This window comes from Lactobacillus sp. WILCCON 0058, assembly GCF_057198005.1.
This window is the reverse complement of the sequence record NZ_JBUBHM010000001.1, coordinates 1,238,276-1,250,294: the sequence shown is the minus strand read 5'-3', so window position 1 is coordinate 1,250,294 and position 12,019 is coordinate 1,238,276. Positions and strand designations below refer to the sequence as shown.

Genomic DNA, 12,019 nt, shown 5'->3' with positions numbered 1-12,019 from the left:
GGTGCTAGGATATAGAAAAATTGAAAGCGAGGCAGGGCAAATGAGAGAAATTGTTATTTCATACCGGGCAGGGGAGCAAGGTTTTGATAGGACTTTTGTGTTGCGGGAAGAAGCCAAGCGGGCCAGGAAATCTTTAGAGTTTTTGGGAATAAGTCCAAAGGGCGATTTGGCGGAGATGCGGCGGTTGCTTTTATCTCGGAAGCTGGAACTGGGTCATCAGAAAATTGAAGAATTGTGCAGGCGTGACGTGGCCAGATCAAAGCAGATGGAGAAAATCCTGCTTTTAGCCAGCCACGGGCCAGCTAAGCCTTGCTGCCTGGAATTGAGAGCTCAAGGCATTTCTGCCAAGGAATTCGTGGAGTGGTTTGAAGCAGTAAACGCGGCCAATGATGAAAAGGCAATGCTAGCCGCACATCCCGACCACTATTTAATTGACACGTCCCCTTCTGGTCAGCAACTGGTTTATGAGCGTTATGGCGGCTCACCTTTTGTTTCCAGAGCTGTGATTGATTTTGCCAACAATGATGACGTTTTGAAAAAAGCTGACCCAGAATACCCTTGGCGGATCGCCGGGGCAGCCATAAATGATTCCGGCAAAGCAATTGGCGGTGCCTTACACCAGTTTAAAGATATTCCAGGAGGGATGGAGGGGAAGCTGCAGATCAATTTTCCTTCGATGATGCCCAAGAAAATTGTCGAAGGACATAAGCTTCATCTGGCAATTGAATTCGGTAACTGGATTGAGGCAGCAGGAAGAAGCTTAGATTAGGCAAATTTTCGGTTGGCGTAAGCTGATCGCTTTTTTTGCGGCGATTTTTGCCTGGGGGATGCTGGACTGGTTATAATATTTGTAGATTAAGCATTGCATCCCCTTGATTCAGAGAAAAGATAGGGCCAAGCTGGTCTTGTAGGAGATTTTTTCAGAAAGAAGTGGAGAGATGAATCCTAAACTGCATGACTACACGGTTTTTGACTTGGAAACAACCGGGAAAAAGATCATCCAAATCGGTGCCTTAAAGGTCAGAGATGACCAGACCGTGGCGAAGTTCTCGACTTACGTTAATCCCATGGAGAAAATCAATGAATATGTCTCTCATCTGACTGGCATCAGCAATTACCAGACGGATGCTGCCCCAGTAATTGATGAAGTTATGCCAGACTTTCTGGACTTTATCGGCGACGATACTTTGGTTGGCCACAATATACTTAGTTTTGACTGTCACATTTTGGCTGACAACGGATATCCGCTGGCTAACCCGAAACTGGATACCTTGCTTTTGGCTAATAGTTACAAAAAGAGGGGCCTGTTTCTAGATTCTATCCCTAACGTCAGACTGTCGACTCTGAAGGAATACTACGGGATTAAGATCAACTCCCACATCGCTATCAGCGACTGTATCACCAACAATATCGTTTACCAGAAGCTCCGCGATGGCGATTTAGCTAAGGCCACGGAGATAATCGATTTTACCACCAAGCAGGTTGACTCTTGCTTGGCTGGCCAGCGCTTTGTGATTACCGGCCAGTTTCGCCAGGCAACCAGATATGAGCTGACCAGCTTGATTCAAAGCCACGGCGGCAAGGTGACCGGTTCGGTGTCCGGCGTGACTGACTACTTGCTGAAGGGCGAGCTGGATCATGTTACTGGCAAGTGCAAAAAAGCTGCTGAGAAAGGTACGGCAGTGATTGGATATGAGGACTTAATGTCACTTTTACAGAAATGAAATAGAGCTTCCAGATTTTTCCTGGAGGCTCTATTTGCATCTTAGGGGGCAATTTTTGCATCTTGCCGGAAAAGCTGGGACAAGACCGGCAAAAAACGATACGATAATATTGCAAACGAGCCAAAGAGAAAGAAGGTGGGCAGCATGAAGGTTAAAGTTGAGCTGAATAAAGACCAGGATTTGCCCCTGGCAGTGATCTATACCGACAAAATGACTGAAGAGGTTGAGCGGGTAGTTGCTTTCCTGGAAAACAGCGCCAGCTCTGCTCCTTTAATCGCCCAGCAGGAAGACCGCCTGGTCATCATCAAGCCTAGTGACGTCATCCTTGTCCGGGTCGAAGGCGGGGATACGGTCATCTACACCGGAAAAGGCAAGTATTTTTCCAGAAAGCGGCTGTATGAGGTCTACCAGCAGCTGGGCCAGGACTTCATGCAGATTTCCAAGCAAGCCGTCGTCAACTTGACTTGCCTGGAAAGCGTCGAAGCATCTTTTAACGGGACCATGTTTCTGCGTTTAGAGCATGGTCTGTCTGATTACATTTCCCGCAAATACCTGCCCGCTTTTAAGCAGTATTTGGGGCTTTAGGAGGGGATAAAAATGTCTGCCAAGAAAAATATTCTGGTCAGTTCCTTGATCGGAATTGGCATCGCCGCCGTCTCGTCCTGCCTGGTTGGCCTGCTGCTCTTAGCAAATGGCGCAGGCCGCTTGACCATGACGGTTGCTGAATACACGCAGATGCTTGCCGGCATCGTCTTAGTCGGCCTCGGTTTTGGCCTGCCCAGCATCGTTTATCAAAACGACAAGCTGGCACCGGCCTACCAGGTCTTGATCCACATGGGAACTGGCTGCCTGGTCATGACCCTGGTCAGCTTCTGGACTGGCTGGATCCCGGCTAAAGCTGGCTTTTGGCCAGCTTTCCTGACTATTGCTGGTGAAATCGCCGTAGCCTTTATCGTCTGGCTAATTTTTTACCAGCATGAAAAGAAGCTGGCTCAGAAGATGAACGATCGGATCAAGCAGCTGAAAAAGTAGCTATTAAGCAAGGTTGGAAGTGATTCCAGTCTTGTTTTTTCGTAGAAACAGGAAAGTTGAACTTGTAAAAAATAAGGAGTATCGTTTGTATATCTTTTAGATTCAATCTATAGAAATGTGAGCTAATGCAATGAAAAAATACGACTACATCATCATCGGCAGCGGCCCGGCGGCTAATCACCTGCTCTTCAAGTTAGCAAGAACTGACCGGACCGCCCTGGTCATTGAAAACAACTTGTGGGGCGGAACCTGCCCAAATACCGGCTGCCAGCCGAAGATTTTTCTGGAAGGCGCCGTCCGGCCGGTTTTGAACACTTATTATCTGACTGGCAAAGGAGTAAAAGAAGCCGCCAAGCTGGACTGGAAGACTTTGATCAAGCGCAAGAAAGAGATCTGGGCAGAATTTCGTCAAGAAGAGCGGGCCAGCATTGAAAATGACCAGGTAGACACTGTCTTTGGCAGCGGGGTGATCACTGGTCCGCATACGGTTGAGGCGGCTGGGGCGGAATATGAAGGCGAAAATATTGTCATCGCGACGGGGCTTCTTCCTCACCACTTGGAAGTGCCGGGCAGTGAGTATGCCATTACCAACGATGAATTTTTTGACTTGAATGAATTGCCGAAAAAGGCAGTCGTTATTGGGGGCGGCTATGTTGCCCTGGAGCTGGCCACGATCTTGCAGGCAGCTGGGAGTGAAGTCACGGTCTTGCAGCACTCTGACCGTTTGCTGCGGCCTTTTGACCAGGAATACGTTGAAAAATTGACGCAAATGATGGAAGAGCGCGGCATTGCGCTTCATTTGAACACGCCAGTTAAGGCAATAGGTAAAAATGCTGCTGGTTATGAAGTGACGGCAGAAAACGGACAAAAGTTTGCAGCTGACCTGGTGATCGACGCTTCTGGCCGGCGGGCTAACGTAGACGGCTTGGGCCTGGAAAAATTAGGGATCAAGTTTGATCCGGTCAAGGGCGTGGCAGTCAACGAGCACTTGCAGACTAATGTCCCGAGTATTTTTGCCGCTGGGGATGTCGCTGACAACGGGCAGATGAATCTGACGCCGGTTGCTTGGGTTGATTCCTACCACATTTATGATTTTGTCGAAAATGGTCTGACTGAAGGAGTTAAGTATCCTGCCGTAGCTACCAGCACCTTTACCTACCCGCAAGTCGCCCAGGTAGGCAAACGGGAAAGTGAAATGGCAGCTGGCGATACGGTCAAAAGAATGAAGCTGGGGTCGACTTTTGCCTCCATGGGTGAAGGCGATGAAGAGTCAGAATTAAAAGTCATCTTCAACAAGGCTGGCGAAGTGGTCGGCGCTTCAGAAATCAGCATCAATGCCGGGGATGACATCAATCTCTTCGCCCCGCTGATTGGCAAGAAGGATCCGGCAGAATTTGCCATGAACAATCTGGGCTTCGCCTTCCCGACTCTGGCCAACAAACTGGACGTTCTCTTCCGGTAAGTGTGACAGTAAGTAAAATTTGAAAAATTTTGAATTTAAGCAAAGGTTTATCCTTTGCTTTTTTCTTTGCCCGCGGATTGAAATTTGGCTGCTTTTACAGATTGATCTGCCTGTAAAAAGACCGTCAGACCGGGCTTTTTAGCTGATGACATGCGACTTTTTCCTTTGGTAAAAATCTGCTTTAATCAAAACTGAGCTTCGAACATTTGGTCGAATTGCTAAAAGTAAAGCAGTTAAGTGATGAATGTGAAAACAGAAAGGATAAAAGTGATGGCGTATTCAATTCAGCAAATCCGGGAGGGCTTAGAGAAAGCCGGCTATGTGGCTAATGACGAAATCACGACCGCCCTGTGGGCCAGCGTGAGCCGGGGCCGGCCCTTGCTTTTAGAAGGAGCTGCTGGGACTGGCAAAACTAGTCTGGCTAAGGCACTGGCAGATGGCTTAAGTCTGCCTTACCAGCGGCTGCAAATGTATGAAGGTTTGAGCGATGACAAGATTCTGTTTGACTATGACTACCAAAAGCAGCTGCTGGTTATTGAGATGCTTAAGCCGCGCTTGATGGAGGAATGCAAATGGATGAATCTCAAGGAAGCTGAGCAGTACGCTCTTAATAAGCTTGATTTCTACGGGGATGACTTTCTCTTAGAGCGGCCAGTCTTAAAGGCAATTAGGTCGAAAAAGCAGACTGTCCTCTGCATCGATGAGCTTGACAAGGCAGATGAAGCAACTGAATACATGCTCTATGAGTTTTTAGAGAATTACTCCTTATCCATCCCGCAATACGGAACAGTTACCTGCCAGCCAGATGAGCGGCCCATCGTCATCATTACTTCAAACGGCTATCGTGAGCTCTCTGGCCCCTTGCGTCGGAGGTGCAACTATCTTTACTTAAAGCGGAAGAAGGCGGCTGAGATGGCCAAAATTTTAGCTCTGAAGGCAAATGTTGACCGCAGCCTGGCTTTCGGCATTGCCCTGGTAGTTTCAAAAATGACTAATCTGCACTATCAGCCGTCACTTGCTGAAGCGATTGACTACGCGAGATTCCTCAGCCAGCAGGAAGACATCAGCAAAGAAACCGCCCTTTCGGCTTTGAGCATCTTGCTTAAGGATAATCGGGATTATGACAAGGGCAGGAACTTGCTCTTGAAGCACGGCGGGGAGATCTGGAGCAGAGGCAGTGACGATGAAGACGACAGCGGAAACGGAAACGATTGAGCTGAAAAGCAGCTTTTTGCCAGACCTGCTAGCCTTTGGCGACTACCTGGTTAAGCTGGGCTACCAGCTGATGCCGAATTATGCGGAAGAGATTTTGGCATTACTGGCAGACAGCTTCTTTGACCAGCCCGATGTCAGCCTGTGGAATTACCAATTGCTGCTGAAGCCCTTAATGGTCAAAAGCCCGGCTGAAGCTCAGCACTTTCAAGAAGATTTAAGGAATTATTTGCAGCTGAAAAACAGCTTGCGGGATAAAGAAGAGGCCTTAGCCAGAAATCATGAGGAACTTGAGGGCGTCATGCGCAAGTTTGACCAGGAAGAGGCCAGTCTGGAAGAAGAAGGCAGGCAGCTTGCTCAAGAGAAGAATGGTTTGCCGGGCAGCTTTAAGATTCCAAAGACCTGGCTTAAGCGTTTAGATAAGCTGCAAGCCGAAAATACTGCAGCCTTTAAAGCCTTGTTTGCGGATAGTCCTAAGCAGGAGATATTTGCAAAGATGGCTAAGACTCTGGCAGACAATGACCAGTCTGGCAAAAGAGAGATTTTTGACCAGCGGAAAGATCTGCTGGCTGAGTTAGAAAAGGCGGCTGGCAAACTTACTGACCTGCCAGACCCCATGGCCGGCATGCAGCTCTTAGAAGAGCTGGGCAAGATCTTGAAAAGAATCGACCTCCAGGACAAACGGCTGAAAAGAGCAGGAATCAAGCAGGAGAAAAAGCAAGGCGATTTAGAGCAGAGCCGGCAAGATGCCGGGCAAGAAGCTGGCCGCCTGCAGATGAGGATTAACGAATTGCAGAGCAGGTTAGCATCCCCAGGAAAGCGGGAGTGGAGCAAAGAAGCAAACCAGGGGATGAACTTCGTTGACAATACTGACCTGTTAGCCAAGCCCTTTGCCAGCTTGTCCAAGCTTGAACGTGAACAGATCAGTGACTATGTCAATTTGTACGCTTATAAGTTCAAGGCTCAAGTTGCTAAAAGACTGATTAGTCCTAGGAAAGGGAGGATTGATCTTGCGGCCAGCATCAAACTGGCCTGCAAAAGCGGCGGTATCCCTCTTAAGCTGCAATACCAGCACCCCAAGAAGCGTCCTTGCAAGCTGGTGATCTTTTTAGACGTGTCAGGCTCCTGCATCAAAGCAGCTGAACCGCTCTTCTTATTCGCCTGCTGCTTAAGAGAGCTTTTCCCGGCAGGCTGTGAGCTCTATGCCTTTGTTGACCACCTGGTGGATCTCTCAAGTGACTTAAAGGCGGGGATGTCCTATGGCGAACTTACAGAAGTATTGTGGAAGGTGCCAACCATTGGTGTGTACTCGGACTACGGCAAGCCGTTAAGAGAATACAAAGATAAACAGGGGCAGCTGAACAAGCGGACCATCATGCTCTGGATGGGGGATGCCAGAAACAACCATTTGCCCAGTGAGGAGAAGATCTTCAAGGATTTGTGCCAGCGGGTGAAGAAATGCTACTGGCTTAATCCTGAAGCTAAAAGCAAATGGGATACCGGGGATTCAGTCATTGGCAGCTATGCCCCATATGTCAATGAATTGGCTGAGGTCACCAACCCGGCCTCTTTGATCAAATTTTTGTGTGAATTACAGAATTGAGGATGAAGATGAAAGAAGAAAGCAAAGTCTTAACTGAAAAAGAAGTAGACCAGCTGAGCAGTGATTTCTTTGAAAATTACGAAAGCTACTTTGACCAGCCTTTTTACTTGAAAGTGCTGGCGCAGCCTCTGGCTAAGCAGTATCTCCGACCCAGCAGCTTGAAGGTTTGCCTGGCTTACCAATTACTGACTAAGGAGTGGCTGAAAGCTGAGCTTGCTGAGCGGACTTTCCATGAGAATAAAAACAACCAGCGCATTTACCTGGAGCCTGGCAAGCTGAAGAAATCTTTGTCTAAAGAAGATTGGGATCTGGCTAGTGACTACCTGTTCCCAGGAGACAAGCAGGCTTACCTGGAACTGACAGCTGATGGGAAAAAGCTCCTTTTACCGAGCAACAAGCGCCAGCAGCTTCAGCACTTTAAGACCAGTTTGGCGAATTGCCAGTCCTGGCAAAAGCTGCTTGACCATATCAAAGAAAATCATGCCGATCTGTCGCTTAATTGGCATTTCAAGAACCAGTCCAAGCTCGAAGTGACTTTGACAGGGAGAAAGGATCACGAGCATGCTTTCGCCTTAAAAGAGCCAGAGGCGATGGAAGAGGAGTATGACAAGTTTTTAGCCAATTCGAAGAAGAAAGAGGCAAATTACAAGAAAAAGATCAAAGAAAAGGTTGCTGCTTCTAAGCTGCGGGGGGACCTGTTAGCGCGGGCAATTGCCCAGCTTGCTTTGAGAAATGAGACGCGGATTACGCCTAACAACTGTCTGAAGATTCTGCGGGGACTGTCATATCCGGATTACGATGCCATCAACCATAGTGACTATGACAGACGTTTTCGCTTTCTGCCAAACAAGGCGATTCTGCAGGTAATTGACGCCATGCAAAAAGACGGACTGATCGCGGCCGAGGAACGCTTTTATTCTGACTATCATGTCTATTACCATGAATTGGTGCCGACTGATCTGACTGAGGAATTTCTGAATGCTGAAGCAGCTGAGGGATCAGATCTGGCTTTGCTGAAAGAGATCAATGAGTCTGCGGACAAGAGTGATCTTTCTGCTTTTAACGTTGTCAAATTAAGCCAGGAACTTCTGCAGCATCCCGCTTTGGTTTGCGTTGATCAGAGTTACCAGGCCTTTATCGACCAGCATGACTTGGCCAGAGAATACTTGAAAACTCGCCTGCAGCTGACGACCAGCAAGTTTACTAAGAAGTATCTGCGCCTGCTTTTAGAGGGGGATGCAGAAAAAAGCATCCCTAGTCAAACAGTGAATGCTTGATTGGGGATGCTTGAGAAATTTGTAGTTAGTATTTAGTAATTAGTATTTAATTCGCTGAGGGATGCTACTTGGCCAGCTGGTCAACGAAAGTCAGGTATGCTGCTTGCTCACCAGTTTCAACGGCCTTTACCTCACCCAGTTTAACCTGCCCGCTATGCAGCTGATCTTCTGGGATTTCAACGGTATGGGTTTCAGTCGCGTTGCCGATCAGTTCGATCCAGTAGCTGTGGTCCTTTTGGTGCAAGATGGTCTTGACCATGCCGCCAGGATTATAGACAGAGATCTCTTTTTCAAAGTGGCCCAGGTCCGGGTGCGTCAAGGCGAAGGCCAAGGAGCTGGCTGACATCCCAGTCCCGCAGGCATTGGTAAAGCCAACGCCCCGTTCATAGGTTCTGACAAAAAGCTGGCTGTCGCCGCGGATAACGGTGTAGTTGATGTTGACCCCGTCTGAGAAGTAAGGATTCTCGCCGTTCAAGTAGGCACCAAGCTCTCCTAAGACCGGGCTGTCCAGATCCTCTTCTTTGATAAAAGCGATGAGGTGGGGATTAGGCACGGCCAGAGCGCTAAAACGCCAGCCTGGAACCAGTTCCGGAACCAGTGTGTCCAAAAGGCGGTCATGGCCCAGATTGTCAAAAGGCAAAGCCTCTTTGTTAAAGCGGACAGGGGAGATTTCCACCCCGAAAGCCGGCACGCCTGCGGCAAAGTCTTCGGCTTGCCGGACGGCCAGGTCAGCGTACATGGTTTCCACCTTAAACTGGCTTTCTCCGGTCTTTTCGTGCAGGTAGCGGGCAACAGTTCTAAGGCCGTTGCCGCACATTGAAGCTTCACTGCCGTCAGCATTGATTACCCGCATTTTGCCTAAAACGCCAGGGTGACTTGATTCTTCAACTGACAGGATGCCATCAGCCCCGCCAAGCAGGCCATTTTCCCGGTCAGTAAGGGTCTGGGTCAACTTCCGCAGTTCACTATCAGTCAGCGGATTTTCCAGTTCGGTCTGGTCCAGAATGAAGAAGGAATTCTGTGACCCGTGGACTTTCAATAATTTAGTCATTTTATTCTCCTTGTGCTTCTTGCTTGAAAAAGTAGTCGTAAATCGCGGCTACTGCCCGGTCTGCATCTTTAGCAGCTGTACCGAGCATGATGGAAATTTCGGAAGCCCCTTGGTTGACCATCCGGAAGGAAATTCCTTCTCTGGCAATTGGAATAGCGATGTCCCGAATGACACCAATCCGGTCCCGCATGCCTTCGCCAACCAGCATGATGATCGCGTAATCACTGATCCATTCCAAGTGGTCGGGGTTGACTTCATTTTGGATCTCATTGCAGACTTGGTCGATCAATTCGTCGTTCAGAGCATCTCTGTCAAAGATGATCGTTAGGTCGTCAATCCCAGTTGGCATGTGTTCGTAGGAAAGCTTGTGCTTGCTTAAGATCTGCAGAATACGGAGGGTAAAGCCGATTTCCTTGTTGAGCAGGTACTTGTGCAGGTAAAGAGCACCAAAGTGCTTGCCGCTGGCGATCCCAGTAATGATGGTTTCCGGCTTGAAGCCTTTTTCCGGCACGATCATGGTCCCGCGCTTTTCCGGGTGCTGGGTGTTCTTGACGTTGATTGGAATCTGCCCTTGAATAGCTGGGATCAAGGCTTCATCGTGAAAGACAGAGAAGCCAGCGTAAGACAGTTCTCTCATTTCCCGGTAGGTCATCGTGTGAATCGGCTGAGGCTGGTCAACCACCTTAGGGTTGGCTGAGAAAATAGCATCAACATCAGTAAAGTTTTCATATAGATCAGCGTGGAAGCCTCTGGCCAAAATAGCCCCGGTAATGTCTGAACCGCCTCTTGAAAAAGTGGCGATGTGACCGGCCAGAGTATAGCCGTAAAAGCCTGGGAAAATCAGCTTTTCGTCGGCATCGTAGGCAAAGTTATCCAAGAGCTGGTAGCTTTCCGGGTTGACAGAGGCGTTATTTGGACTCCCAGTGACGATAAGCCCGGCCTCTTTAGGGTCGACGTAGCGGGCCTTTACTCCCTGGCTTTGCAGAATCTTGGCGATCAACTTGGCATTTAACCGTTCGCCGTGCGCCTTAAAGGCCGCTTGCAAGTAGTTTTTGTTTGGATATGGCTGCTTTGGCAAATCCAGCAGAATTTCTTTCAAGGGCAAGAGCTCTTCCATCGGCAAGTTAAAGTATTCGCCAATTTCAACGTAGCGCTGGAAGATCCGGTCAGCAACTTCAAGTCCGTGTCTGCCATGGTTGATTTCATGGGCATACTTGATCAAGAGGTCGGTGACCTTGATGTCATCATCAAAGCGTTTGCCTGGGGCAGACGTAACGACAACTTGTCTTTCAGCTTCAGCGGTGATGATCTTTAAAGCATTTTCTACAGCAGGGCCGCTAGCCAGGGAACTGCCACCAAACTTAACTACTTTCATCTTGCTACTCTCTTTCATGTTCAGTCTTTTAATCAGAATTTAAGTTTAATCAGAATGGACTTTACCATTTTTCTCCGGAAAATGCAAAAAAAGATTCCGATAATTCATGGAGAATCGCACCTATTCACTGTTATGCCAAGGAATCGGGCAGGCTATGAATAAAAAATATGCAAATAAAAGATAAAAAAGCCGTTGACAAGATGAAGCTAGTATTATAAACTGATTACAAATTGAAGAGGCGCAACCGACAAGAGTAAGGCAAGAGAGCCCGCCAGGCGAAGAACTTGCAAGAAAGGGGAGGTTGCCGAAGCGTCCGCATTGGCAAGGCGGATTGGCTGGGCTATGGCTTAAGAGGCCATGGACTGTCGCAGGGAAGGTACCTGCGTTGCGCTTGCAATTTGACGTGAAATTTAATTTTGAATTTTTCGGGCTCCAGATTGTTAAGGCGATCTGGAGCTTTTTCTTTGCCTCTTCGAAGTAATCATCAACAGAAACAGAATAGTTTAGAAAGAGAAAGATACCATGGCAGAATTAGACGCACAAAGCATTATCAACTACATTGGCTCAGCACCAAAGAAGACCCCAGTCAAGGTTTACTTGAGAGGAGCAGGTCTGGACGAGGTCACTTTCCCAGAAGGCACAGATCCTTTTGTCAGCGGTCAAGCTGGGGTAGTCTTCGGTGACTGGCAAGTTCTTAAGCCATTTTTGGCAGAACATGAAGCTGACTTTGAATCAGTCCGTGTGGAAAACACTGCCCGCAATTCCGCTGTTCCTTTGCTGGATCTCAAGGAAATCAATGCCCGAATTGAACCGGGCGCTATCATCCGTGACCAAGTCTTGATTGGTGACAACGCGGTTATCATGATGGGGGCCGTGATCAACATCGGCGCGGAAATCGGTGCTGGCTCCATGATCGACATGGGGGCAATTTTAGGCGGCCGGGCCATCGTTGGCAAGAATTGCCACATCGGTGCCGGTACGGTCTTAGCCGGGGTAGTTGAACCAGCTTCAGCCTTGCCAGTCCGCGTCGACGATGACGTTTTGATCGGTGCCAACGCGGTTGTTTTGGAAGGCGTTCACGTTGGTGAAGGCGCTGTTGTCGCAGCCGGCGCGGTCGTAACCAAGGACGTGGCTCCGCACACGGTTGTTGCCGGTGTTCCTGCCAAGGTAATCAAGGAAGTCGATGCCAAGACTGAAAGTAAGACTGGTCTGGAAGAAGACCTGCGCAAGCTGTAAAGAAAAAGAATCGATTAGTCCAAGCAAACAGAAGTTAGTCCACATTA

The 12,019-nt window shown here is 48.5% G+C and carries 11 protein-coding genes and 1 riboswitch; of the genes, 9 read left to right on the top strand and 2 right to left on the bottom strand.

Features of this window, described 5'->3' with window-relative positions; translation table 11 throughout:
* Positions 1 to 40 precede the first annotated feature (40 nt).
* The 8 genes from ACYVUU_RS05845 to ACYVUU_RS05810 all read left to right on the top strand — a co-directional run bounded on the left by ACYVUU_RS05845 (position 41) and on the right by ACYVUU_RS05810 (position 8,310).
* The gene (locus ACYVUU_RS05845) at positions 41 to 769 is read left to right on the top strand and encodes a hypothetical protein (RefSeq protein WP_484500282.1); all 729 of its coding nucleotides are present in this window, start codon (positions 41 to 43) and stop codon (positions 767 to 769) included.
* Positions 770 to 938: 169 nt separating this feature from the next.
* On the top strand, positions 939 to 1,724 hold the full coding sequence (locus ACYVUU_RS05840; RefSeq protein ID WP_484500281.1) for an exonuclease domain-containing protein: 786 nt from the start codon (positions 939 to 941) through the stop codon (positions 1,722 to 1,724).
* A 144-nt stretch (positions 1,725 to 1,868) separates the two neighbouring features.
* Positions 1,869 to 2,309, top strand: a complete 441-nt coding sequence (locus ACYVUU_RS05835; protein WP_484500280.1) for a LytTR family DNA-binding domain-containing protein — start codon at positions 1,869 to 1,871, stop codon at positions 2,307 to 2,309.
* 12 nt (positions 2,310 to 2,321) lie between these two features.
* On the top strand, positions 2,322 to 2,756 hold the full coding sequence (locus ACYVUU_RS05830; RefSeq protein WP_484500279.1) for a DUF3021 domain-containing protein: 435 nt from the start codon (positions 2,322 to 2,324) through the stop codon (positions 2,754 to 2,756).
* Positions 2,757 to 2,886: 130 nt separating this feature from the next.
* Positions 2,887 to 4,218 (top strand): dihydrolipoyl dehydrogenase family protein, encoded by a 1,332-nt coding sequence (locus ACYVUU_RS05825; RefSeq protein WP_484499135.1) that lies wholly within the window; start codon positions 2,887 to 2,889, stop codon positions 4,216 to 4,218.
* Positions 4,219 to 4,488: 270 nt separating this feature from the next.
* Complete coding sequence (locus tag ACYVUU_RS05820) at positions 4,489 to 5,433, top strand: AAA family ATPase (RefSeq protein WP_484500277.1); 945 nt, start codon at positions 4,489 to 4,491, stop codon at positions 5,431 to 5,433.
* Positions 5,402 to 7,033 (top strand): VWA domain-containing protein, encoded by a 1,632-nt coding sequence (locus ACYVUU_RS05815; RefSeq protein WP_484500276.1) that lies wholly within the window; start codon positions 5,402 to 5,404, stop codon positions 7,031 to 7,033. The genes ACYVUU_RS05820 and ACYVUU_RS05815 overlap by 32 nt, the downstream gene beginning before the upstream one ends.
* An 8-nt stretch (positions 7,034 to 7,041) precedes the next feature.
* On the top strand, positions 7,042 to 8,310 hold the full coding sequence (locus ACYVUU_RS05810; RefSeq protein WP_484500275.1) for a hypothetical protein: 1,269 nt from the start codon (positions 7,042 to 7,044) through the stop codon (positions 8,308 to 8,310).
* Positions 8,311 to 8,374: 64 nt separating this feature from the next.
* Here the strand turns inward: ACYVUU_RS05810 and dapF are convergent, their stop codons facing one another.
* Together dapF and ACYVUU_RS05800 are read right to left on the bottom strand one after the other, a co-directional pair.
* Positions 8,375 to 9,361 carry a diaminopimelate epimerase gene (gene dapF, locus ACYVUU_RS05805; protein WP_484500274.1) on the bottom strand — a complete coding sequence of 329 codons (987 nt, stop codon included), beginning with the start codon at positions 9,359 to 9,361 and terminating at the stop codon, positions 8,375 to 8,377.
* Between the two features lies 1 nt (position 9,362).
* Positions 9,363 to 10,736, bottom strand: coding sequence for an aspartate kinase (locus ACYVUU_RS05800; protein WP_484500273.1), 1,374 nt, complete (start codon positions 10,734 to 10,736; stop codon positions 9,363 to 9,365).
* A 225-nt stretch (positions 10,737 to 10,961) separates the two neighbouring features.
* A riboswitch (Lysine riboswitch) is annotated at positions 10,962 to 11,138 on the top strand.
* Positions 11,139 to 11,258: 120 nt separating this feature from the next.
* Here ACYVUU_RS05800 and dapD point away from each other — a divergent pair.
* Positions 11,259 to 11,972 carry a 2,3,4,5-tetrahydropyridine-2,6-dicarboxylate N-acetyltransferase gene (dapD, locus tag ACYVUU_RS05795; RefSeq protein ID WP_484500272.1) on the top strand — a complete coding sequence of 238 codons (714 nt, stop codon included), beginning with the start codon at positions 11,259 to 11,261 and terminating at the stop codon, positions 11,970 to 11,972.
* The last annotated feature ends 47 nt before the right edge of the window (positions 11,973 to 12,019 follow it).